We start from the raw sequence: 23,801 nt of genomic DNA on the forward strand, positions 1-23,801 counted from the left end.
TTTTTAATTGATTGGAGAAAACGGAATGTCTTCCTTGCTACGCGCCACCCTGATCACTCTGGCCCTGCTAACCACCGCCGGTTGCACCAGCAAACCCGTGCTTAACACCCAGCACGATTTGCCGGCCACGGCCCAGCTCAGCGAAGAGAAAATCAAACAGGTGATCGTCGCGGCCCTGCAAAAACGCGAGTGGACCGTGCAACGCCTGAGCCCGCAACTGGTGCAGGCCGAAATCACCGTGCGTAACCAATTCCACGCCGAAATCGATATCCGCTACACCCGCACCAGCTACGCCATCACCTACCGCGACAGCCGCGACCTGGGCTACAAGGACGGCAAGATCCATCGCAACTACAACCGCTGGGTGAGCATGCTGGACCGCGACATCATGGCGGGCTTGCAGAGTGCGGGTATCAATGGCGTGGAGGCGTTGAAGCAGAACTGAGGCTTTGCGTTCTGCAGAAACGACAAAGGGCGCCTTTCGGCGCCCTCTTCACAAACAGGTCGGCTTGTCATCGCCACTTCCTGCCCGGCTCTGCGATGGCTGGTTACCCAGGATCCTCAGAGTCTCACAAGCCCCTTTCGGGAACCTGGCCAGTATGCCTGAAAACAGGTCACCTGCAATCGGTGGCAAAGCGCCGCCGTCCTTACGACTGGTACAGTACATGTGGCGAGCGGGCTTGCCCCGCGTTGGGTTGCGCAGCAGCCCCAATAAAATCACCGCGTTATTTCATGCAGATCACGGTGTCAGGTTTTGGGGCTGCTTCGCAACCCAACGCGGGGCAAGCCCGCTCGCCACAACAAGCCCGCTCGCCACTAGCAACTCCACAAAAGCTTTGGCCATCGGCGTTTGCGCCCCCTTGCGTTGCACCAGCCACACCGCCGTCACGGCCTCCCGATCAAGCAAGGTGCGATAGACCACGCCATCAATGCGGATGCGCTGGTAAGACGCCGGCAGTACCGACACCCCCAACCCCGCCGCCACCAGGCCGATGATGGTCATCGCCTCCCCGGCCTCCTGGGCGAAGTGCGGGCTGAAGCCGGCATCGCGGGCCAGGTTGAGCAACTGAGCGTAGAGGCCGCTGCCGTAGGTGCGTGGGAAAAATACAAACGGTTCCTCAGCCAGTTGCGCCAGGTGCAGGCCGCGCTCGCTGCCTTCCACCAACGGATGGCCAGCGTTCAATACCGCGACCAAAGGCTCGCGCATCAACTCGATCACGCTTAGAGAATCCGGCAACGGCAGCGGGCGCATCAGGCCCACCTGAATCGACTCATCCACCAGCGACTCGGCCACCTCGGTGCTGCTCATTTCCTGCAAATTCAGGTGCACCGCCGGGAAGGCTTTACGAAACGCAAAGATCGCCTGTGGAATGCCGGAGTTGAATGGCGCCGACGAGGTGAAGCCGATCTTCAATTCGCCTAACTCGCCCAGTTGCGCGCGGCGCGCCACGTCGGCGGCTTTATCCACCTGCTCCAACACCAAACGCGCCTCGTGCAGGAACAATCGGCCGGCCTCGCTCAGCTCAACCCGACGATTGGTGCGCTCAAACAAGCGTGCGCCTACCTCCTGTTCCAGCGCCTGGATCTGCTGGCTCAACGGCGGTTGAGAGATGCCCAGCACCTGCGCGGCGCGGCCAAAATGCAGCTCTTCGGCGACGGCAATGAAGTACCGCAAGTGACGCAATTCCATGCAAACCTCATTAGGTCGTAAAACCTCTTAAACAGGTCGAACAATATATTGGAAAGAATCATTAGGCAGCTATATTCTTTTTCGTATTGCCAGTCCTGGCAGGCTTTTCCTCCCCGAGGTCCCCGTGAAATCTGCTGTCGCGCCATTCGCTCAAGAAGTCCCGCCCACCGCCTTGGATGAGGTGGTCGCTCAGCTCAATGACGCGTACATCGAAAAAGGCACGCCGATGTTCATGCGCACGGTGCTGGCGCTGTTCTCCGGCGGGTTTGCCACCTTTGCCCTGCTGTACTGCGTGCAGCCGATGATGCCGGCGCTGTCCCACGAGTTCTCCATCAATGCGGCGCAAAGCAGCCTGATCCTCTCTGTCGCTACAGCGATGCTGGCGCTGGGCCTGCTGATCACCGGGCCGATTTCCGACCGTTTGGGACGCAAGCCGGTGATGGTTGCTGCATTGTTCTGTGCCGCGCTGGCCACCATCGTCAGCGGCTTGATGCCGACCTGGGAAGGCATTCTGCTGATGCGTGCGCTGGTGGGCTTGTCGCTAAGCGGCCTGGCGGCCGTGGCGATGACTTACCTGAGCGAAGAGATCCACCCGCAGCACATCGGCCTGGCAATGGGCTTGTACATCGGCGGCAACGCGATTGGCGGCATGAGCGGGCGCCTGATCATCGGCGTGTTGATCGACTTTGTGAGCTGGCACACCGCAATGCTGATCATCGGCGCGCTGGCCCTGATCGCGGCCACGGTGTTCTGGAAAATCCTCCCCGAATCGCGCAACTTCCGCGCCAGCAGCCTCAAGCCGCGCAACTTGGTGGACGGTTTTGTCATGCATTTCAAGGACGCGGGCCTGCCGTGGTTGTTCCTCGAAGCCTTCCTGCTGATGGGCGCGTTCGTGACGATGTTCAACTACATCGGCTATCGCCTGCTGGCTTCACCCTACGAGCTGAGCCAGGCCGTGGTCGGCCTGCTGTCGCTGGTGTACCTGTCGGGCATCTACAGCTCGGCCAAAATCGGCTCCCTGGCTGACCGCCTCGGTCGCCGTCGCGTGCTGTGGGGCACCATCGTCTTGATGCTGTCGGGGATGCTGCTGACCCTGTTCTCCCCGCTGTGGCTGGTGGTGCCGGGCATGCTGATTTTCACCTTCGGCTTCTTCGGCGCGCATTCGGTGGCCAGCAGCTGGATTGGGCGGCGGGCAGTGAAGGCCAAAGGGCAGGCGTCGTCGCTGTACCTGTTTTGCTACTACGTAGGGTCGAGTGTCGCGGGGACGGCGGGCGGGTTCTTCTGGCACTTTGCCGGGTGGAACGGGATTGGCGGGTTTATCGTGGCGCTGTTGATTGGCGCGCTGCTGGTGGCGCTGAGGCTGGCGAAGTTGCCGCCGCTGGGGCACGCTAAAAGCGCGTAACACCTGCGCCTCTGGCGGTTCTGGCGGGCCAAGGTACACTGACGGCATTCGTCAGTCTTGGTAAAGGAAAGCCAGAATGCGCCTGGACCAGCTTCATATTCAAAATTTTCGTTGCTACGAAGATGCCACTTTTGAATTCCAGCCGGGGTTTAACCTGGTGGTGGGGGTTAATGGGAGTGGTAAGACTTCGTTGTTGCAGGCGGTGGCGGCGAGCTTTATCGACGTGGGGAACGCCACTGGTAACTACACCTCCGAGAAGTCAGATGACTATGTACGATTTGTAATAGATACCTTTGAGAACAGAACGCGCTTTGAGCGCCGATATCCAATGCGCCTTGAGGCACAAGGAGATGTCTTTTCCCATACCTCTTGGGCATCACAAAAGCTAAGAGTAGACGAAATTGTTTTTCCTGATTCGGAACTCGTTGGAGCGGTAAGAGAAGGAATTGAAGGCCTTAATACAGGGATAGAAACGGACCTTCCAGTTCTAGCCTTCTATCGTGCGGACCGCCGCTGGATTGCTCCCAACACTTCCGCAACGGAAGCTATAACTGATCGACTGTCGAGGTTAGACGGTTATAAAGCATGGTCCGATGCGGCAGCAGATCTACGCGACCTAGAAAGCTGGATTATCGGAAAGACGCTAGAGCAACTTCAAAAAGCTTATCGTGCTGGAGGCCCGCCAGAGAACGGCTTTGATGACGAATTACGATGGGTCAACTCTGCACTTAGATTTGCCATTCCGCAATCCGTAGGCATTTACTACGACATAGAGCTTCGAACTTTATTGGTCGATTTCGGTGACGGAAAAATACTTCCATTTAATAATCTTAGCGATGGCCAGCGGGGGATGATTGCCCTGTTTTCAGATATCGCCCGTCGCATCTGTATTCTTAACCCGCATATGGGAAGTGAGGTTCTAAAGAATACTTCCGGCGTCATCATCATCGACGAGCTGGATATTCACCTACACCCTGCCTGGCAACGCACTATTGTTCCAGCGTTGAGAGGTGCGTTCCCGAGAGTCCAATTCATTGCAGCCAGTCATTCTCCACAAATTATTGGCAGCCTTCAGACAGAAGAAGTCATCCTCCTGAACGACGGCAACGCCTCTCATCCCAAGGTTACCTATGGTCTCGACTCCAGTGGTGTACTTGAAGAGGTAATGGGCGTTAGCAAGCGCGTCCCCGAGATTGCTACCGATCTTTCAGTGTTGTTCTCAACTTTAGAAGACAACGAACTTGAGAAAGCCAAGGTCCAACTTCAGGCCCTGAGAGAAAAAGCCCCCGATCTCCCAGAGTTCGTGAGAGCTGAAGCTCTCTTGCGGCGTAAGGAGATAATTGGCCGATGAAGCGCATTATCAAAGGAACTGAGCCCGCTTCATTTACCGAGTGGAAGGCCTTAGCCAATGAAGAATGGACCCCCACCTATTCAGAACTTCGGCATCCGCAGAAACAAGAACTGCATACCAGCCTGCTAACTGAGCAGGGTCATGCCTGTTGTTATTGCGGAGACAAAATCAGCCAGGGCTCAAGCCACATCGAACACTTTCGTCCCCAGAAAAACTTTGAGCATCTGGACTTGGAGTACACCAACCTCCACGCGTCCTGCCAGGGTGAAACCGAAACGCCCACGCCAGCCCATTGTGGACATCGTAAAGGGAGCGACTTTTACGAAGAGTCACATGTGTCTCCACTGGAAGAGGGCTGCGAAAGTCGCTTCAGATTTACTTTACTAGGTGAGATTGAAGGCAACAACCACGACGCGCCTGCCGAAGCCATGATCAAGCTGCTCGCACTCGATATCGAGTTCTTGAACAGCCGCCGCAAGGAAAAACTGGAAGGTATTTTCGACAACAATTTTCTAGCTGATTTCACGATTGATGAGTTGGAGAAAATCATCCAGCGATCCCGTCAGCCTGTCGGCGGGCAACACGAAGCTTTCGACCATATCGTTGCACGCTACGCGGAGCAGTTACTCGGACATTGATGTAAACAAAAAACGCCCGGCATATACCGGGCGTTTTTATTGGACAACAATCACTCGTGGTATTGCGCCGACAGCTCATGCACTGCGCGCAGGAACGCGCCAGCGTGCTCCGGGTTCACTTCCGGGGTGATGCCATGGCCAAGGTTGAACACGTGCCCGCTGCCCTTGCCATAGCTGGCCAGGATGCGGCCGACTTCGGTGCGGATCGCTTCCGGGTTGGCGTAGAGCACGGTTGGGTCCATGTTGCCTTGCAGCGCCACGCGGTTGCCCACGCGCTGGCGGGCTTCGCCGAGGTCGCAGGTCCAGTCCAGGCCCAGTGCATCGGCACCGGCATCAGCAATGCTTTCCAGCCACAGGCCGCCGCCTTTGGTGAACATGATGACCGGCACTTTGCGGCCTTCGTGTTCGCGGATCAGGCCACTGACGATTTTGCGCATGTAGGCCAGGGAGAACTCCTGGTAAGCCGCCGACGACAGGTTGCCGCCCCAGGTGTCGAAGATCTGCACCGCTTGCGCGCCGGCCATGATCTGGCCGTTGAGGTAGCTGGTTACCGACTGCGCGAGCTTGTCCAGCAGCAGGTGCATGGCTTGCGGGTTGTCGTAGAGCATGGCCTTGGTTTTTCGGAAGTCTTTCGACGAACCGCCTTCGACCATGTAGGTAGCCAGTGTCCACGGGCTGCCGGAGAAGCCGATCAGCGGCACACGGCCGTTAAGCTCGCGGCGGATGGTACTCACGGCGTCCATCACGTAGCCGAGGTCTTTGTGCGGGTCCGGGATCGGCAGGGCTTCGATATCAGCCAGGGTGCTGACGACTTTTTTGAAACGCGGGCCTTCGCCGGTTTCGAAATACAGGCCTTGGCCCATGGCGTCAGGGATGGTGAGGATGTCGGAGAAGAGGATGGCAGCATCCAGTTGTGGGTAGCGGTCCAGCGGCTGCATCGTGACTTCGCAGGCGAACTCCGGGTTCATGCACAGGCTCATGAAGTCGCCGGCATTGGCGCGACTGGCGCGGTATTCCGGCAGGTAGCGACCGGCCTGACGCATCATCCACACGGGCGTGACGTCTACGGGTTGCTTGAGCAGGGCGCGAAGGAAACGGTCGTTCTTGAGGGCAGTCATGTCGGCATCCGCAAAAAAAGTGCGGGCATTTTCTCAGAGCGCGACGCAAAAGGCACGGAGTGAGCCGTGCCTTTTGTCTATCGGGTCAATTTGTCGCGGTAATGCCGTCGCAAGATCGTTCCCACGCTCCGCGTGGTAACGCCTCCTGTGACGCTCCGCGTCGCGCCAGTCGGGACGCAGAGCGTCCCTGGCTGCATGCCCACGCAGAGCGTGGGAACGATCATCAGACCTGCAGGTAATCCAGGATGCCTTCGGCGGCGTTGCGGCCTTCGAAGATCGCGGTCACTACCAGGTCAGAGCCGCGCACCATATCGCCACCGGCAAAGATTTTCGGGTTGCTGGTCTGGTGCTTGTACTGGCCTTGTTCCGGGGCGACTACGCGGCCCTGGCTGTCGGTCTGGATTTCGAACTGCTCGAACCACGGCGCCGGGCTTGGGCGGAAACCGAAGGCGATGACCACGGCGTCAGCCGGAATGATCTCTTCGGAACCCGGGATCGGCTCGGGGCTGCGACGGCCACGGGCGTCCGGCTCGCCAAGACGAGTCTCGACCACCTTCACGCCTTCGACACGGTCTTCACCGACGATGGCGATCGGCTGGCGGTTGTAGAGGAATTTCACGCCTTCTTCCTTGGCGTTCTTCACCTCTTTGCGCGAACCGGGCATGTTGGCTTCGTCACGGCGATAAGCACAGGTCACCGACTTGGCGCCCTGGCGGATCGAGGTGCGGTTGCAGTCCATCGCGGTGTCACCACCGCCCAGCACCACGACTTTCTTGCCTTTCATGTCGACGAAATCTTCCGGCGACTTTTCAAAGCCCAGGTTGCGGTTGACGTTGGCGATCAGGAAGTCGAGCGCGTCATACACGCCCGGCAGGTCCTCACCGGCAAAGCCGCCCTTCATGTAGGTGTAGGTGCCCATGCCCATGAACACGGCGTCGTATTCGGCGAGCAGTTGCTCCATGGTGATGTCTTTGCCGATTTCGGTATTGAGACGGAACTCGATACCCATGCCGGTGAAGACTTCACGACGGTGGCTCAGCACGGTTTTTTCCAGCTTGAACTCGGGGATGCCGAAGGTCAGCAGGCCGCCGATTTCCGGGTTCTTGTCGAACACCACCGGGGTCACGCCGCCGCGCACCAGCACGTCGGCACAGCCCAGGCCCGCCGGGCCTGCGCCGATGATCGCAACGCGTTTGCCGGTCGGCTTGACCTTGGACATGTCCGGGCGCCAGCCCATGGCGAACGCGGTGTCGGTGATGTACTTCTCCACCGAACCGATGGTCACCGCGCCGAAGCCGTCGTTAAGGGTGCAGGCACCCTCGCACAGACGGTCTTGCGGGCACACCCTGCCGCAGACTTCCGGCAGGGTGTTGGTCTGGTGCGACAGCTCGGCGGCGGCGAGGATGTTGCCCTCGGCCACCAGCTTGAGCCAGTTGGGAATGAAGTTGTGCACCGGGCACTTCCATTCGCAATACGGGTTACCGCACCCCAGGCAGCGGTGGGCCTGGTCGGCCGAGTGCTGGGGTTTGAAGGGTTCGTAGATTTCCACGAACTCTTTCTTGCGTTGACGCAACAGTTTCTTCTTCGGATCTTTGCGCCCGACATCGATGAACTGGAAGTCGTTATTCAGACGTTCAGCCATGTTAAAACCTCATCAAACTCTTCAGGCGCATATCACTGCGGGTTGGCACGGATGCTGGAAAGCAACGATTTCAGGTTGGCAGCCTTGGGCTTGACCAGCCAGAAACGACGCAGGTAATCATCGAGGTTTTCGGCGAGGTTACGGCCCCATTCGCTGCCGGTCTCCTCGACGTACTCGTCCAGCACGTGCTGCAAGTGGTTCCGGTAGGATTCCATGGCTTCGCCGCTGATCCGCTGGATCTCGACCAACTCGTGGTTGACCTTGTCGACGAAGGTGTTGTCCTGGTCGAGCACGTAGGCGAAACCGCCGGTCATGCCCGAACCGAAGTTGTAACCGGTCTTGCCCAGTACCGCGACAAAGCCACCGGTCATGTACTCGCAGCAGTGATCGCCAGTGCCTTCCACCACGGTGTGGGCACCGGAGTTACGCACGGCGAAACGCTCACCGGCAGTACCGGCAGCGAACAGCTTGCCACCGGTGGCACCGTACAAGCAGGTGTTGCCGATGATGGCACTGTCCTGAGTCTTGTAAATGCTGCCTTTAGGCGGAACGATCACCAGCTTGCCACCGGTCATGCCCTTGCCCACATAGTCGTTGGCGTCGCCTTCGAGGTACATGTGCAGGCCGCCGGCGTTCCACACGCCAAAGCTCTGGCCGGCAGTGCCGTTGAAGCGGAAGGTGATCGGCGCTTTCGCCATGCCTTGGTTGCCGTGCTTGCGCGCGATTTCGCCGGAGATGCGTGCGCCGATCGAACGGTCGCAGTTGCAGATATCCAGGGCAAAGTCGCCACCGCTGGCGTCATTGATCGAGGAACTGGCCAGCTCGACCATCTTCTCGGCCAACAGGCCTTTGTCGAACGGCGGGTTGCGGTCCACCTGGCAGAATTGTGGCTTGTCTGCCGGGATGTGATCGCTGCCCAACAGCGGCGTCAGGTCCAGGTGCTGTTGCTTGGCGGTCTGGCCTTCGAGGATGTCGAGCAGGTCGGTACGACCGATCAGTTCTTCCAGCGAACGCACGCCCAGCTTGGCCAGCCACTCACGGGTCTCTTCGGCGACGTAGGTGAAGAAGTTCACCACCATGTCGACGGTGCCGATGTAGTGATCCTTGCGCAGCTTCTCGTTCTGAGTGGCGACGCCGGTGGCGCAGTTGTTCAGGTGGCAGATGCGCAGGTATTTGCAACCCAGGGCGATCATGGGCGCAGTACCGAAGCCGAAGCTTTCGGCGCCGAGGATCGCGGCCTTGATCACGTCCAGGCCGGTTTTCAGGCCGCCGTCGGTCTGTACCCGCACCTTGCCGCGCAGGTCGTTGCCGCGCAGGGTCTGGTGGGTTTCGGCCAGGCCGAGCTCCCACGGCGCGCCGGCATACTTGATGGACGTCAGCGGCGAAGCGCCGGTGCCGCCGTCATAACCGGAGATGGTGATCAGGTCGGCATAGGCCTTGGCCACACCGGCGGCAATGGTGCCTACGCCGGCTTCTGCGACGAGTTTCACCGAGACCAGCGCCTGCGGGTTGACTTGTTTCAAGTCGAAAATCAGTTGCGACAAGTCTTCAATCGAATAGATGTCGTGGTGCGGCGGCGGCGAAATCAGGGTGACGCCCGGCACTGCGTAACGCAGCTTGGCGATCAGACCGTTGACCTTGCCGCCAGGCAGCTGGCCGCCTTCGCCGGGCTTGGCGCCCTGGGCAACCTTGATCTGCAGCACTTCAGCGTTGACCAGGTATTCCGGGGTCACACCAAAGCGGCCAGTGGCGACCTGCTTGATTTTCGAGCTTTTGATGGTGCCGTAGCGCGCCGGGTCTTCGCCGCCTTCGCCGGAGTTGGAACGCGCACCCAGGCGGTTCATGGCTTCGGCCAGGGCTTCGTGGGCTTCAGGCGACAAGGCGCCCAAAGAGATACCGGCGGAGTCGAAGCGCTTGAGGATCGATTCCAATGGCTCGATTTCGCTGATGGCCAGCGGCGTATCCAGGGTCTTCACCTTGAACAAATCGCGGATCATCGACACCGGGCGGTTATCCACCAGCGCGGTGTATTCCTTGAACTTGGCGTAGTCGCCCTGCTGCACAGCGGCTTGCAGGGTGCTGACCACGTCCGGGTTGTACGCGTGGTATTCGCCGCCGTGCACGAACTTGAGCAGGCCGCCTTGCTGGATCGGCTTGCGCGCGCTCCAGGCTTCGGCTGCCAGGGCTTTCTGTTCGGCTTCGATGTCGACGAAACGTGCGCCCTTGATACGGCTCGGCACACCACGGAAGCTCAGTTCGCAAACCTCTTCGGACAGGCCGATGGCTTCGAACAGCTGTGCGCCACGGTAAGACGTGACCGTGGAGATGCCCATCTTCGACAGGATCTTCAGCAAGCCCTTGGTGATGCCCTTACGGTAGTTCTTGAACACCTCATAGAGGTCGCCCAGCACTTCACCGGTACGGATCAGGTCACCGAGCACTTCGTAGGCCAGGAACGGGTAAACCGCCGAGGCGCCGAAACCGATCAAAACGGCGAAGTGATGCGGGTCGCGGGCAGTAGCCGTTTCCACGAGGATGTTGGAGTCGCAACGCAGGCCTTTTTCGGTCAGGCGGTGGTGCACCGCGCCGGTGGCCAAGGAGGCGTGGATCGGCAGCTTGCCCGGCGCGATGTGGCGGTCGGTCAGCACGATCTGGGTACGACCGGCGCGCACAGCTTCTTCGGCCTGATCGGCGACGTTGCGCACAGCGGCTTCAAGGCCGAGGCTCTCGTCGTAGTTCAGGTCGATGATCTGGCGGTCGAAGCCTGGGCGATCCAGGGTCATCAACGAGCGCCATTTAGCCGGAGAAACGACCGGCGAGCTGAGGATCACACGGGAGGCGTGCTCAGGCGATTCCTGGAAGATGTTGCGCTCGGCACCGAGGCACACTTCCAACGACATCACGATGGCTTCGCGCAGCGGGTCGATCGGCGGGTTGGTGACCTGCGCAAACTGCTGACGGAAATAGTCGTACGGCGTGCGCACGCGCTGGGACAGCACGGCCATTGGCGTGTCATCGCCCATGGAGCCGACCGCCTCATAGCCTTGCTCGCCGAGCGGACGCAGCACTTGGTCGCGCTCTTCGAACGTGACCTGGTACATCTTCATGTACTGCTTGAGCTGGTCGACGTCGTAGAAAGCCGAACCGTGGTCGTTGTCTTCCATGGTCGCCTGGATGCGCAGGGCGTTCTTGCGCAGCCATTGCTTGTACGGGTGACGCGACTTCAAGCGGTTATCGATGGCGTCGGTGTCGAGGATCTGCCCGGTTTCAGTGTCCACGGCCAGGATCTGGCCTGGGCCTACACGGCCCTTGGCGATCACGTCTTCAGGCTTGTAGTCCCACACGCCGATTTCCGACGCCAGGGTGATAAAACCGTTGGTGGTGGTAACCCAACGCGCCGGGCGCAGGCCGTTACGGTCGAGCAGGCACACCGCGTAGCGGCCGTCGGTCATGACCACGCCAGCCGGGCCGTCCCACGGTTCCATGTGCATCGAGTTGTACTCGTAGAATGCACGCAGGTCCGGGTCCATGGTCTCGACGTTCTGCCACGCTGGCGGAATGATCATGCGCACGCCACGGAACAGGTCGATGCCGCCGGTGACCATCAGTTCGAGCATGTTGTCCATGCTGGAGGAGTCGGAGCCCACGCGGTTGACCAGCGGGCCGAGCTCTTCGAGGTCCATCAAATCGTTGGCGAACTTGGTGCGACGGGCCACAGCCCAGTTGCGGTTGCCGGTGATGGTGTTGATCTCGCCGTTGTGGGCGAGGAAGCGGAATGGCTGAGCCAGCGGCCATTTCGGCAGGGTGTTGGTGGAGAAGCGCTGGTGGAACACGCAGATTGCGGTTTGCAGGCGCTCGTCGCTCAGGTCCGGATAGAAGGCGGTCAGATCCGCCGGCATCATCAGGCCTTTATAAATGATGGTCTTGTGCGAAAAGCTGCAGATGTAGTGGTCGGTGTCAGCGGCGTTGGAGACCGACGAACGACGACGCGACGTGAACAGCTTGATCGCCATGTCCTGATCGCTGAGGCCATCGCCTGCGATGAACACTTGTTCGATCTGCGGCAGGCGCTCCAGGGCCAGGCGGCCGAGCACGCTGGTGTCGATCGGCACTTTGCGCCAGCCAACCAGTTGCAGGCCGGCGGCCAGGATCTCGCGGTTCATGTTCTCGCGAGCGGCTTCGGCTTTCACCGGGTCCTGGTTGAAGAACACCATGCCCACGGCGTACTGCTTGGGCAGGTCGACCGCAAATTGCTCTTTTGCGACAGCGCGCAGGAACTGGTCGGGCTTTTGAATCAGCAAGCCGCAACCGTCACCGGTCTTGCCGTCGGCGTTGATCCCACCGCGGTGGGTCATGCAGGTCAGGGCCTCGATGGCCGTTTGCAAAAGGGTATGACTGGGCTCGCCCTGCATGTGGGCTATCAGGCCGAAACCGCAGTTATCCTTGAATTCATCGGGTTGGTACAGACCTGCTTTCATAGACACTTTCTCACCAGGCTGCCTCTTATACCGAGGCAAATTTCTTTTCAATTCAACCGGTTACCTTCCACGCCGAACGTACGCCGGCTTAGCGGGGGCAAAAGGGAGGTCATTGTACACACCGACACGAACGCTCACAAATTTAGCGACGAAATGTCGCAAATCTATGTCGCATTTATGAAAGGTTTAAAGCGATATGCTGTGCTAGTCAAAACTTTTTTAATTCTGACTGCTACGACTCAAAAGCTACGTGACGCAGACACCACAAAGCGCGCGGCCTTCAGGGCTGCACGCTATGTTGTTTTTTTGAGGTGCTGAGAGAGCGGCCTGGGTAAGGCCGCCGGGTCTTCAGCGAGCTGTTGCGAGTTCTTGTTGAACGCTGCCGACAGTGCGAGGCCAAGGTTTACCAGCCTGAACCTTCGCTGGCAAGGCCTTGATCGCAGAATCAGCTGCGGCACGGCTTGGGAAGCTGCCGTAGGTGATCACGTAGAGAGGCTTGCCGTTGAGCACTTTCTTGAAATAACGGTACTGGCCGCCCTGCTCTTTCACGAACGCCTGGGCGTTGGCTTCGGAGCTGGTGCCCAGGATCTGCACCACGAAATTACCCGTTGGCTGGCTGGTGTACCAGCTGCTACCGGCGGCGGCAGGCGCAGCGGCCTTGGCAACGGCGGCAGGTTTTTCAGCAGGCTTGGCGGCCGGTGCCGGCTTGGCCACTGGCGCAGGCACAACAGGCTTGGCAACTGGAGCAGGCTTGGCAGTGGCGACGGTCGGCGCCGGCGTCGGCTTGGCGACCGGAGCGGCTGCCGGGCCAGCCGGGACGCCGGCAGGCGGTGCGGTGGTGGTCACGGTGGGCGGCGTGGCGCTGGAGCCTTCCACCGGCACACCGTCATCACCTTCGGAGATACCACCGGCGGCTTCAGCGAGCGGGCCGCGCATGACCGGCTGGCCGACCATCGGCAGGTTGGTCGGTTGGCCGGAGTTGGCGAATTCGACATTTGGCGTGGGCTTGCCCAGTGGCAACTGCGCCTGTTCGGTTGGCGCGCCGGCAGTGGCGGGTGCCTTGCTGCGACCCGGGATCAACCAGGCAGCAGCGACAGCGACCACGACAACGGCAGAAATCGCCAATACGTGCTTCTTAGGCATAGTAAACCCCATCTTTGGACGCTTAACCGCAGAGCGGCTGGCAATCATGGCTTCGATCAAGGCATCGCGGGCAACCTGGTTGATGGTGCCAGGCCAGCCGTCGGAGCTTTCGTGAATATCAGAGATCTGATTTGCCGTGAAAAGTTCGATACCGGCACCGGCGCCTTCGAGGCGTTGAGCCAGGTATTCGCGGGTTTCTTCCTCTTCGTAAGGCTGCAGCTCGATGACGTGGAACAGCTCCTGCTCGCCACTGATCTGCTCCAGATCAGCGATCAGCGACGACTCGCCAAACAGGAACACATGCGGGCGACCTTCCGGCGTACCGGCAGCCAGCGCCAGCAGCGCTTCCAGGGCAGATTCGTCGAGCTGCTCGGCATCGTCCACCAGCAAGTAGACTTCCTGGCCGGTCAGACCCAACTGCACAACCTGCTTGAGGATCGCGTTCGGCTCGGCATTGGCAACGTTCAGCGCCTGGGCCACTTGACGCAGTACGCCGGCCGCATCACCGGCACCACGGGCCGATACCACCACGCTCTGTACCGATTGCTTGTTGGTGCTGGCAACCAGCGCCTGGCGCAGCAGGGTCTTGCCGCTGCCCAACGGGCCGGTCACTACCAGCAACAGTTGGCTGTAGCGCGCCAGGTGGTGCAACTGACCGAGCACCGGCTTGCGCTGGGCCGGGAAGAATTTGAAGCCCGGCACCCGTGGAGCAAAAGGGTCGTGGCTTAACTGGTAGTGGCCGAGGAACGCCTCGTCGGCATGCAAACTAGTCATCGGGATCTTATTAACCTTTAAGCTGGGCCAGGGCGCGGTAATCCGCTCCCAGCGTGGCCTGTAAAATCTCTTTCGGATAATCGTCGGTCACTACCGCTTCACCCATATGGCGCAGCAGCACCAGTCGCAGGCGACCGTCGATCACTTTCTTGTCGATTGCCATATGTTCGAGGAAATCCGCCTCGGTCATCTCTTCCGGCGGAATAACCGGCAAACCGGCGCGCTGGAACAGATGGATGCCGCGATCACGCTCCTGGGCGCTGATCCAGCCCAGGCGCTGCGACATTTCCAGTGCCATTACTGTGCCAGCCGCCACGGCTTCCCCGTGCAACCACACACCATAGCCCATGTGCGTTTCGATCGCATGGCCGAAGGTGTGGCCAAGGTTCAGGGTGGCGCGCACACCGGACTCCCGTTCGTCGGCATTCACCACCAGCGCCTTGGCGGCGCATGAGCGGGAAATCGCTTCGGTCAGTGCCACCTGGTCCAGGGCACGCAGGGCGTCCATGTGTTCTTCGAGCCAGGTCAGGAACGGCTCGTCACAAATCAGCCCGTACTTGATGACTTCCGCCAAGCCGGCCGACAGCTCGCGCGGCGGCAAGGTGTTGAGGGTCGCGGTGTCGATCAGCACGGCTTGTGGTTGGTAGAACGCACCCACCATGTTCTTGCCCAGCGGGTGGTTGATGCCGGTCTTGCCGCCCACCGACGAATCGACCTGGGACAACAAGGTGGTCGGCACCTGGATAAAGTCCACGCCGCGCTGGTAGCACGCTGCGGCAAAGCCGGCCATGTCGCCGATCACACCGCCGCCCAGGGCGACCACCGTGGTACGCCGGTCATGCCGTGCAGTCAGCAGGCCGTCAAAGATCAGTTGCAGGGTTTCCCAGTTCTTGTGGGCCTCACCGTCAGGCAGGATCACCGAAATCACCGAGTAGGCCGCAAGGCTGCGGCTCAGACGCTCAAGATACAGCGGCGCGACCGTTTCATTGGAGATGATCGCCACTTGCCGACCGGCAATGTGCGGTGCGAGCAACTCGGGCAGGTCCAACAGACCTTCGCCAATATGGATTGGGTAGCTGCGCTCGCCTAGATCGACCTTAAGTGTCTGCATGTGTCCCCGCGTGAAGAAATATGTACGATCGGCAACGCTCGGAATTTCGTCGCCTGATGGCTCTGCGCCATACCCCGGAGGTTGATGGCGCGCCGCCGAGAATAGCGCATTTCGGGCCTGGCTTTAACGGGGTGGCAACTGCTGCAAACGCTCAAGAATGTCGAGAACCACCATTCGAGGCGGCCGCTCATCGGTTTCGACCACCAGATCGGCGATTTCCCGATACAGCGGATCGCGCAGCGTGAGCAAGTCCCGCAAGGTTTTTGCCGGGTCTGCGGTGCGCAGCAATGGGCGATTGCGATCGCGGGCGGTACGCCCTACCTGCTGCTCGACCGATGCATGCAAATAGACCACGCGACCACCGGCATGCAGCGCCCGGCGGTTTTCATCGCGCATCACTGCACCGCCGCCGGTGGCCAATACCACGCCATCGCAGCCGCACAGCTCGGCAATCATCGCCTGCTCGCGGTCGCGAAAGCCCAGTTCGCCTTCCTTATCGAAGATCCATGGGATATTGGCACCCGTGCGCAATTCAATTTCCTTGTCGGAATCTTTGAACGGCAGGCGCAGCTCTTTGGCCAGCAAACGGCCGATGGTGCTTTTTCCAGCCCCCATCGGTCCTACAAGAATCAAATTTCGCACAGAATCAACGACTCACAGCAATCGCCTGGTTATTCATAATACGCGGAGTCAGGAATACCAGCAGCTCGGATTTTTTCTCCGCCAGCACATCGCGCCGGAAAAGGCGGCCAAGATACGGCACATCGCCCAAAAATGGCACTTTATCTACCACTTTGCTTTGGGTATTGGAGAAAACCCCGCCAATGACGATGGTCTCGCCATCCTTGACCCGCACCTTGGCGTTGACCTCGTTTTTCTTGATCGGCGGTACGTCGTTGAGCTTGTTCAGGTAGTCAGGCTCATCCTTGGTGACCTTGACCTCCATGATCACCCAGCCGTCAGGGGTGATTTGCGGGGTCACCTCCAGCGACAGCGAGGCCTCCTTGAACGACACCGAAGTGGCCCCACGCGAGCTGGACTCCTGATAAGGAATCTCGGTGCCCTTGAGGATGCGCGCGGTTTCCTTGTCGGAAGTGACCACCTTGGGCTGTGAGACGATCTCGCCGTTGCCGGTTTTTTCCATGGCCGTCAGCTCCAGGTCCAGCAACAGGTTGTCGGTAATAAAAGCGATGCCCAGGCCAGCCGTACCGGTAAGCGAGCCCATATCGACAAACGGCGAACTGGGCGGATTCTCCGGTGGCTCCGCGCCCTCGGCCAACTCTTTGCTGATACCGCCCGCGCCCCAGTTGCCGCGATTGAGCCGCCCGCCCCAGCGCACACCCAGGCTTTTGTCGTAATCGACATTGGCTTCGACAATCCGCGCCTCGATCATCACTTGGCGTACCGGCACATCCAACTGCGTCACGATGCGCCGCAGCTCGTCAATCCGCTCGCGGGTCTGGTAGGCGATGATGTTGTTGGTGCGATCATCGACCGCCACCGAGCCGCGCTCATCGGTAAAGCCGTCAACGCCTGTCACCGACTGAAACAGCTTGGCCAGGTCCGCCGCCTTGGCGTAATTGACCTGCAACAGCTCGCGCCGCAAGGGCGCCAGCTCTTCCATCTGCTTGCGCGACTCCAGCGCCAGCAGCTCGCGGGCCGCCAACTCTTCGGCAGGCGCCACCAGCAAAACGCCGGCCTTCACGCGCTTATCCAAGCCTTTGGTTTGCAGCACCAGATCCAGCGCCTGATCCCAGGGCACGTCCTTGAGCCGCAAAGTGATCGAGCCTTGCACTTCATCACTGGCCACCAGATTAAGCCCGGCCACATCCGCAATTTGCTGCAACACGGCGCGCAAATCGATGTTCTGGAAGTTGAGGGTCAGCGTGTCGCCGTTGTAGGCGCCACTGGGAACCACGCTGCCAGGAGGCGGCAGTTGGATCAGATCGACGCGATTGGGCACAGCAAATGCCATCGGTGCCGTGAACGCTATCCATAGCGCCACACCGAAGGACGAGAAAGTCCTTTTCATTGTTTGATTCCGTTATGAGTTGACGTTTAACACCAGGGTTCGCGAACGCGCAAGCCATGCGCCCTGTTCGTCCGGGAACAGTTCGACCAGTTCGATATGGCCGGAATGAATGGCCGTGACCCGGCCATGGTTAGGCCCCAGGTAGTCGCCAACCGCCAGCCGGTGCACGCCAGAAGGTGTGCGCAGCAGGGCGAAGGTTTGCAGGCCATGGGGCAGTGCTTCGACCGACACCGCATTGATTGAAAGCGTGCCGACCATTTCGAACTGGTCGACGGCCAGGCCTTCCAGCGTGCCGCGCTTGCGCGCCAGGTCCGGCGCAAGAGCGGGTTGGCCCGGCATGTGGTCGACCTGCGCCGCAGGCGGCTGGAACGGGTCACGCAGGGACGCAGCGTCGTAGACAAAGTGCGACCCCGGCTCGACAGCCGCCCCGGACGTGCCGCGCGCGGACATGCCACGATAAGTCTTGGCCAGCAAGTCAAGGCGCAATAACGCCCCTTCAGATCGAAGCACCACATCATGCACAGTGACGATCCGCGGCAAGCCACCCAGGGCACTCACGAAGCTCGCCAGGTCGTGGTAGGCGCCAAACACACCGACTTGTACCGGTTCCTCGATGTAGAACGGCTGCGCCTGTTCATCCAGCACCGTGACACCTTCGACCACCAAACCGTTGGCCGCCGCCAGCCGCGCCATGTCTTCGAGCAAGCCCGGCATGTCCGATTCGCCGGGCAACTGCCGTAACAGCTCGGCAACCTGCGCCTGCACTCTCTGGGCCTGATGGGCACGTACCTCAAGATCGGCGGCCAGGCCGGTCTTTTGCGTCAGTTGCTGTTGCAACGTCAGCGTCTGCACTTGCAGCCCGTGCAACTGTTCGCGTGCCGGGGCCAGCAGCCAACCATCGCCCACTCCCCACACCAATCCCCCCAACGCGCAGCCGAGCAGAATCCTGGCCGGTAAGGGCCATTTGGCAGCGTTGTGAGAAAGCGTGGAAAAGTCGAGCCTGGGCAGGCTCAAGGCTGGGCCTCGGTGGATTCCCCTTGGCGCACCATCAACTGGAATTCGTTGCCGCCCCCTTGGCCCTGCGCACGCACATGCTGCAACCGGGTTGCGTGGGCACCTTCAGAGGCTTCGAGGCGGCGCATCAGCTGAGCGATATCCTGGCTGGACTCGGCACTGCCACTGACACTCACCGTATTGCCCTTGGCAACCACCTCATGCAGGTGCACCCCATCGGGCACGGCACGGGCGAGCTGGTCCAATAGTTGGGCGCCGGCCGAGCGGGATTCCTGCAGGTCCTGTACGACCTTCATTCGGGCGGCCAATTGCTGGCTCTGCTCCTGCAAGTCATCGATGGTCTTGAGGCGCGAGTCCTGGATGGCGACGTTTTTGTTCAATTGGCTGTTGCGCGTCACTTGCCGGTCGATCGCCTGATCGATGACCTGGTCCGCCAGCCACACCGCCGCGAGAGCCACACCGGCGAACCCCAGCAGAAATATCAGGAAGTACTTGCGCCGCCGTTCTGCCTGCGCCTGGCGCCAAGGCAAAAGATTGATTCGTGTCATCCAGCGAAACTCCTCAGGGCCAGCCCGCAAGCAATTCCCATCCCGTGAGCATCCACGGCCCATTGTGCGCCATCGACTCGATGGCCCGGCATGAAGCTGGCGAAATCCTGACGGCAAGCGCGCTCCAATGCAAACCCTTCGACGTCCACCACCCGCGCAACCAGCCCGGCCAGGGCCAAAACCGCGGCGCGGGCCTCGACCTGCTCCTTAAGGCACGCAGCCAGCACCACCTCGACCCGCGCCGAGTCCTGGGGCGAAGGGCCGCGCACCTGAAAGTCGATGGCAACGTCATCCAGTGGGTAAGGAATGTACTGGTCGGCTTCCATCTGGATCATCCACGCCATCTCCTCGTCACTGAGCCCCGCCTCCATGTCGATCACCCGCGTGATGACCGACGGCCCCGACACCGCCACTGCCGCCTGCCGGGCGGACGTGTGCAACCGTGACAACGCCTGTTGCAGCGCCTGCGCCACCCCTTCAAGGTCCAACAATGTGCCGTCGACGACCGCATTGGCGGGCAGCCCCTGCGTGACGTATGCCTTGACGCGGTAAGCGCCGGCGGTGTGGTCCAGTTCAATCAGCTTGATACCGGTGTCATTGATGTCGACGCCCAACAGGGTGTCGGCTTTACGCCTGAAAAATCCCTTTCGCATAAAACTCCCTAAAACTTTGCCTGTCATACCGCCTGATTGCCGCTGGGAATCGTGCATTCGGTCGACTTGTTTGGCCGCCACGAATGACGCCCCAGGCCGAAAATGCTTTAATGCCCAGCGTTTTTTCCCGCTTTTTCCTGCTGCTCGGGTCGATCCATCGTTTGCCATGCATGCCCCGACGCGTAACTCATTCTTTTCTCTGGAAATCCAAAAGCCTTGATTCGTCTGCTGAAGTTTTTCGGGTACTCCATTGTCGCGATCGTCTGCGGGCTGCTGCTCGTACTCAGCGGGGCCTACCTCTACCTTAGTCCGGGTTTGCCTTCCGTAGAGGCACTCAGAAGTATCCAGTTGCAGATTCCTTTGCGGGTCTACAGCAGCGATGAAAAACTGATCGCGGAGTTCGGCGAAATGCGCCGCACACCGATCCGTTTCGCCGACATTCCACCCAATTTCATCAACGCCCTGCTCTCGGCTGAAGACGATAATTTCGCCAACCACTACGGCGTCGACCCAAGCAGCCTGGTGCGCGCAGCGACCCAGCTGGTAAAAAGCGGACACATTCAATCCGGCGGCAGCACCATCACCATGCAGGTGGCGAAGAACTTCTTCCTCACCAGCGAGCGCAGTTTTTCGCGCAAGGCCACCGAAATTCTGTTGGCGCTGCAGATCGAACGTCAGCTGACCAAGGACGAAATCCTTGAGCTGTACGTCAACAAGATCTACCTGGGCAACCGCGCCTACGGGATCGAGGCCGCTTCGCAGGTGTACTACGGCAAGTCGATTCGTGACGCCAGCCTGGCGCAGATGGCAATGATCGCCGGCCTGCCCAAGGCGCCGTCGCGCTTCAACCCGCTGGCCAACCCGGCGCGCAGCAAGGAGCGTCGCGACTGGATCCTGGGGCGCATGTACAAGCTGGGCAAAATCGACCAGGCCGCCTACGAGAGCGCCGTGGCCGAGCCGCTGAACGCCAGCTACCACGTGCCGACACCGGAAGTGAATGCGCCATATATCGCTGAAATGGCGCGAGCCGAGATGGTTGGCCGTTATGGCAGCGAGGCCTACACCGAAGGCTTCCGCGTGACCACGACTATTCCGAGCAACCTGCAGGAAATCGCCAACAATTCCGTACGCGACGGTTTGGTGACCTACGACCAGCGCCATGGCTACCGTGGCCCCGAATCGCGCCTGCCGGGCAAGACCCTGAGCGCCTGGACCACCGAGCTGGGCAAACAGCGCCCGATCAGCGGCCTGGAGCCCGCCATCGTCACCCAGGTGAAGAAGGATGGCGTGCAAGTGCTCACCCGCAGCGGCGAAGGCCATGTGTCGTGGGACAGCATGAAGTGGGCACGCCCGTTCCTGAACACCAACAGCATGGGCCCGATGCCCAAGCAGCCGTCGGACGTGGCGCAGGTCGGTGATTTGATCCGCGTGCAGCGCCAGAAAGACGACAGCCTTAAATTCAGCCAAGTGCCTGTGGCCCAAGGCGCCCTGGTGTCCCTGGACCCGCAGAACGGTGCGATCCGTGCACTGGTCGGCGGGTTTGCCTTCGAGCAGAGCAACTACAACCGCGCCACCCAGGCCAAGCGCCAGCCTGGCTCGAGCTTTAAGCCGTTCGTGTACAGCGCCGCGCTGGATAACGGCTACACCGCCGCCAGCCTGGTCAACGACGCACCGATCGTGTTTGTCGACGAGTACCTGGACAAGGTCTGGCGCCCGAAGAACGACACCAACACCTTCCTCGGCCCGATCCGTATTCGCGAGGCACTGTACAAGTCGCGCAACCTGGTATCGATCCGCCTGCTGCAGGCCATGGGCGTGGGCAAGACCATCGACTACATGACGCGCTTCGGCTTCGCCAAGTCGGACCTGCCGCCTAACCTGTCCCTGGCGCTGGGCACCGCGACCCTCACGCCGATGGAAATCGCTACCGGCTGGAGCACCTTTGCCAACGGCGGCTACAAGATCACGCCGTACCTGATCGACAAGATCGAAAGCCGCAATGGCGATACCCTGTTCACCGCCAACCCGCCACGCGTGCCGGGCGACGTGGTCAACGGTGTGGCTGCACCCGATGGCATTGCAGCACCGAACAACGGTGGCATCACCATTGAGCCGACACCAGGCGCAGCACCGGCCGCCAATGCCACCGTGCCCACCGAACCACAGGCACCGGCAGTGGCCGAGCGCGTGGTGGATGGCCGTACCACCTACATCCTCAACAGCATCCTGGAAGACGTGATCAAGAAAGGCACCGGCCGCCGCGCCCTGGCCTTGGGCCGCGCAGATATCGCCGGCAAGACCGGTACCACCAACGAATCCAAGGACGCCTGGTTCTCCGGCTACAACGCCGATTACGTGACCACCGTGTGGACCGGTTACGACCAACCGGAAAGCCTGGGCCGCCGTGAGTTTGGTGGCACCGTCGCACTGCCGATCTGGATGAGCTACATGGGCGCGGCCTTGAAGGACAAGCCGCTGCATACCCAGGCCGAGCCGGAAGGCATCCTCAGCCTGCGGATCGACCCGGTGAGCGGCCGTGCAGCATCGCCAAGCACGCCGAATGCGTACTTCGAGCTGTTCAAGAGCGAAGACACGCCGCCGTCGGTCAACGAGCTGGGCAACGGCGTTGCACCGGGCAGCCCGCTGCCGGCGGATGAGGCGGCGCCGATCGATTTGTTCTAGTGAAATCAGTGGCCCGGCACAGCTCCCATGTGGGAGCTGGCTTGCCTGCGACGGCGGTGTATCAGCCACTGATTCACCCCCTGATACACCGCCATCGCGGGCAAGCCCGACTCCCACAGGGTTTACCTGGCGCCTGAAGACCGCATTCAGCCAGCCACAAAAAAAGCCCCGACTCGCAAGAGCCGGGGCTTTTTGTGGGTGCGCTACAACGGCTTAACCGTTGAACACATCATCCACGCTTTGCAGCGGGTAGTGCTTCGGATACGGCAGGGTGGCCACACCGGTCTCGATGGCGGCTTTGGCCACGGCATCCGAGATCAGGGTGATCAGGCGCTTATCCATTGGTTTCGGGATGATGTACTCACGACCGAATGCCAGCGGGGCACCACCGTAGGCATCGCACACGTCCTGAGGTACCGGCAGCTTGGCCAGTTCGCGCAGGGCGTTGGCGGCCGCCACTTTCATCTCTTCGTTGATGCGCTTGGCGCGAACGTCCAGGGCACCACGGAAGATGAACGGGAAGCCCAGCACGTTGTTGACCTGGTTCGGGTAGTCCGAACGGCCGGTGGCCATGATCACGTCGTTGCGAGTGGCGTGGGCCAGCTCAGGCGAGATCTCCGGGTCCGGGTTGGAGCAGGCGAACACGATCGGGTTGGCCGCCATGGACTTCAGGCCTTCGGCGCTCAGCAGGTTCGGGCCGGACAGGCCAACGAACACGTCGGCACCGTCGAGGGCGTCAGCCAGGGTGCGCTTGTCGGTAGCGTGGGCAAACATCGCCTTGTACTGGTTCAGATCGGTACGCTCGGACTGCACAACGCCCTTGCTGTCGACCATGAAGATGTTTTCAAGCTTGGCGCCCATGCTCACCAGCAACTTCATGCAGGAGATGGCGGCAGCACCAGCACCCAGGCAGACGATCTGTGCGTCAGCCAGGGTTTTGCCGGCGATTTCCAGGGCGTTGATCATGCCGGCCGCAGTAACGATTGCGGTGCCGTGCTGGTCATCGTGGAATACCGGGATGTCGCACTGTTCGATCAGGGCCTTTTCGATCTCGAAGCACTCAGGTGCCTTGATGTCTTCCAGGTTGATGCCACCGAAGGTGATGGAAATGCGCTTTACGGTGTCGATGAAAGCTTGTGGGCTTTCGGAGTCGACTTCGATGTCGAAAACGTCAATGCCGGCAAAGCGCTTGAACAGCACGCCTTTACCTTCCATGACTGGCTTGGACGCCAATGGGCCGAGGTTGCCCAGGCCGAGAATCGCGGTGCCATCGGAAATCACTGCAACCAGGTTGCCTTTGCCGGTGTACTTGTACGCCAGTTCAGGGTCGCGGGCGATTTCACGTACGGGCTCGGCAACGCCAGGGCTGTAGGCCAGCGACAGGTCGCGGGCAGTGGCAGTGGCTTTGGTGAGCTCTACACTCAGCTTTCCTGGACGAGGATGGGCATGATATTCGAGAGCGGCAGTTTTCAAATCAGACATATCGGCATTCCGCTTTTACTGTTGGTCGACGGACCGCCGAGGA

At 60.5% G+C, this 23,801-nt stretch carries 17 protein-coding genes; 5 read left to right on the plus strand and 12 right to left on the minus strand.

Features of this window, described 5'->3' with window-relative positions; translation table 11 throughout:
- Window positions 1-25: 25 nt before the first annotated feature.
- Entirely contained in the window at window positions 26-445 is a 420-nt protein-coding gene (locus BFP92_RS19725; protein WP_065930749.1) for a hypothetical protein, read from the plus strand.
- A gap of 294 nt (window positions 446-739) precedes the next feature.
- On the opposite strand, the gene BFP92_RS19730 is transcribed toward BFP92_RS19725, so the two are convergent.
- Window positions 740-1,690: a LysR family transcriptional regulator gene (locus tag BFP92_RS19730; RefSeq protein ID WP_065930750.1), complete on the minus strand. Its 951-nt coding sequence runs from the start codon at window positions 1,688-1,690 to the stop codon at window positions 740-742.
- Between the two features lie 124 nt (window positions 1,691-1,814).
- Here BFP92_RS19730 and BFP92_RS19735 point away from each other — a divergent pair, with 124 nt between their 5' ends.
- From BFP92_RS19735 to BFP92_RS19745, 3 genes are all read left to right on the plus strand, one after another.
- A complete protein-coding gene (locus BFP92_RS19735; protein ID WP_065930751.1) occupies window positions 1,815-3,092 on the plus strand; it encodes an MFS transporter in 1,278 nt (425 codons plus the stop codon).
- 76 nt (window positions 3,093-3,168) lie between these two features.
- Window positions 3,169-4,443, plus strand: a complete 1,275-nt coding sequence (locus tag BFP92_RS19740; RefSeq protein WP_065930752.1) for an AAA family ATPase — start codon at window positions 3,169-3,171, stop codon at window positions 4,441-4,443.
- Window positions 4,440-5,081 carry a retron system putative HNH endonuclease gene (locus BFP92_RS19745; protein ID WP_065930753.1) on the plus strand — a complete coding sequence of 214 codons (642 nt, stop codon included), beginning with the start codon at window positions 4,440-4,442 and terminating at the stop codon, window positions 5,079-5,081. The genes BFP92_RS19740 and BFP92_RS19745 overlap by 4 nt, the downstream gene beginning before the upstream one ends.
- Before the next feature lie 50 nt (window positions 5,082-5,131).
- On the opposite strand, the gene hemE is transcribed toward BFP92_RS19745, so the two are convergent.
- The 10 genes from hemE to pilM all read right to left on the minus strand — a co-directional run bounded on the left by hemE (window position 5,132) and on the right by pilM (window position 19,594).
- Complete coding sequence (gene hemE / locus BFP92_RS19750; protein ID WP_065930754.1) at window positions 5,132-6,199, minus strand: uroporphyrinogen decarboxylase; 1,068 nt, start codon at window positions 6,197-6,199, stop codon at window positions 5,132-5,134.
- Window positions 6,200-6,422: 223 nt separating this feature from the next.
- Window positions 6,423-7,841, minus strand: coding sequence for an FAD-dependent oxidoreductase (locus BFP92_RS19755; RefSeq protein ID WP_003187920.1), 1,419 nt, complete (start codon window positions 7,839-7,841; stop codon window positions 6,423-6,425).
- A 32-nt stretch (window positions 7,842-7,873) separates the two neighbouring features.
- The gene (gltB, locus tag BFP92_RS19760; protein ID WP_065930755.1) at window positions 7,874-12,319 is read right to left on the minus strand and encodes a glutamate synthase large subunit; all 4,446 of its coding nucleotides are present in this window, start codon (window positions 12,317-12,319) and stop codon (window positions 7,874-7,876) included.
- 348 nt (window positions 12,320-12,667) lie between these two features.
- Entirely contained in the window at window positions 12,668-14,236 is a 1,569-nt protein-coding gene (locus tag BFP92_RS19770; protein ID WP_065930756.1) for an AAA family ATPase, read from the minus strand.
- Between the two features lie 10 nt (window positions 14,237-14,246).
- Window positions 14,247-15,347 carry a 3-dehydroquinate synthase gene (gene aroB, locus BFP92_RS19775; protein ID WP_017138566.1) on the minus strand — a complete coding sequence of 367 codons (1,101 nt, stop codon included), beginning with the start codon at window positions 15,345-15,347 and terminating at the stop codon, window positions 14,247-14,249.
- A 123-nt stretch (window positions 15,348-15,470) separates the two neighbouring features.
- Entirely contained in the window at window positions 15,471-15,989 is a 519-nt protein-coding gene (gene aroK / locus BFP92_RS19780) for a shikimate kinase AroK (protein ID WP_017138567.1), read from the minus strand.
- A 4-nt stretch (window positions 15,990-15,993) separates the two neighbouring features.
- Window positions 15,994-17,322: a type IV pilus secretin PilQ gene (locus BFP92_RS19785; protein ID WP_065930757.1), complete on the minus strand. Its 1,329-nt coding sequence runs from the start codon at window positions 17,320-17,322 to the stop codon at window positions 15,994-15,996.
- Window positions 17,323-17,391: 69 nt separating this feature from the next.
- Window positions 17,392-18,393, minus strand: a complete 1,002-nt coding sequence (locus BFP92_RS19790) for a pilus assembly protein PilP (RefSeq protein ID WP_065930758.1) — start codon at window positions 18,391-18,393, stop codon at window positions 17,392-17,394.
- Window positions 18,390-18,941 carry a PilN domain-containing protein gene (locus BFP92_RS19795; RefSeq protein ID WP_065930759.1) on the minus strand — a complete coding sequence of 184 codons (552 nt, stop codon included), beginning with the start codon at window positions 18,939-18,941 and terminating at the stop codon, window positions 18,390-18,392. The genes BFP92_RS19790 and BFP92_RS19795 overlap by 4 nt, the downstream gene beginning before the upstream one ends.
- Window positions 18,938-19,594 carry a type IV pilus biogenesis protein PilM gene (pilM, locus tag BFP92_RS19800; RefSeq protein WP_065930760.1) on the minus strand — a complete coding sequence of 219 codons (657 nt, stop codon included), beginning with the start codon at window positions 19,592-19,594 and terminating at the stop codon, window positions 18,938-18,940. The genes BFP92_RS19795 and pilM overlap by 4 nt, the downstream gene beginning before the upstream one ends.
- A gap of 216 nt (window positions 19,595-19,810) precedes the next feature.
- Here pilM and BFP92_RS19805 point away from each other — a divergent pair, with 216 nt between their 5' ends.
- Window positions 19,811-22,276, plus strand: coding sequence for a penicillin-binding protein 1A (locus BFP92_RS19805; protein WP_065930761.1), 2,466 nt, complete (start codon window positions 19,811-19,813; stop codon window positions 22,274-22,276).
- 213 nt (window positions 22,277-22,489) lie between these two features.
- Here BFP92_RS19805 and BFP92_RS19810 read toward each other — a convergent pair whose 3' ends face one another.
- Entirely contained in the window at window positions 22,490-23,758 is a 1,269-nt protein-coding gene (locus BFP92_RS19810; protein ID WP_056860619.1) for a malic enzyme-like NAD(P)-binding protein, read from the minus strand.
- Window positions 23,759-23,801: the final 43 nt, after the last annotated feature.

Origin of the sequence: Pseudomonas sp. 58 R 3, from assembly GCF_900006605.1 — a bacterium.
In the GTDB taxonomy this organism is placed as follows: Bacteria; Pseudomonadota; Gammaproteobacteria; order Pseudomonadales; family Pseudomonadaceae; genus Aquipseudomonas; species Aquipseudomonas salomonii.

What these genes read in the sequence shown, in the direction of transcription:
- pilM (WP_065930760.1), bottom strand. Translation starts at nt 19,594, where the DNA reads ATGCGAAAGGGATTTTTCAGGCGTAAAGCCGACACCCTGTTGGGCGTC.
- BFP92_RS19755 (WP_003187920.1), bottom strand. Translation starts at nt 7,841, where the DNA reads ATGGCTGAACGTCTGAATAACGACTTCCAGTTCATCGATGTCGGGCGC.
- gltB (WP_065930755.1), bottom strand. Translation starts at nt 12,319, where the DNA reads ATGAAAGCAGGTCTGTACCAACCCGATGAATTCAAGGATAACTGCGGT.
- BFP92_RS19730 (WP_065930750.1), bottom strand. Translation starts at nt 1,690, where the DNA reads ATGGAATTGCGTCACTTGCGGTACTTCATTGCCGTCGCCGAAGAGCTG.
- BFP92_RS19785 (WP_065930757.1), bottom strand. Translation starts at nt 17,322, where the DNA reads ATGGCATTTGCTGTGCCCAATCGCGTCGATCTGATCCAACTGCCGCCT.
- BFP92_RS19725 (WP_065930749.1), top strand. Translation starts at nt 26, where the DNA reads ATGTCTTCCTTGCTACGCGCCACCCTGATCACTCTGGCCCTGCTAACC.
- BFP92_RS19770 (WP_065930756.1), bottom strand. Translation starts at nt 14,236, where the DNA reads ATGACTAGTTTGCATGCCGACGAGGCGTTCCTCGGCCACTACCAGTTA.
- BFP92_RS19745 (WP_065930753.1), top strand. Translation starts at nt 4,440, where the DNA reads ATGAAGCGCATTATCAAAGGAACTGAGCCCGCTTCATTTACCGAGTGG.
- BFP92_RS19795 (WP_065930759.1), bottom strand. Translation starts at nt 18,941, where the DNA reads ATGACACGAATCAATCTTTTGCCTTGGCGCCAGGCGCAGGCAGAACGG.
- BFP92_RS19810 (WP_056860619.1), bottom strand. Translation starts at nt 23,758, where the DNA reads ATGTCTGATTTGAAAACTGCCGCTCTCGAATATCATGCCCATCCTCGT.
- BFP92_RS19740 (WP_065930752.1), top strand. Translation starts at nt 3,169, where the DNA reads ATGCGCCTGGACCAGCTTCATATTCAAAATTTTCGTTGCTACGAAGAT.
- aroB (WP_017138566.1), bottom strand. Translation starts at nt 15,347, where the DNA reads ATGCAGACACTTAAGGTCGATCTAGGCGAGCGCAGCTACCCAATCCAT.
- hemE (WP_065930754.1), bottom strand. Translation starts at nt 6,199, where the DNA reads ATGACTGCCCTCAAGAACGACCGTTTCCTTCGCGCCCTGCTCAAGCAA.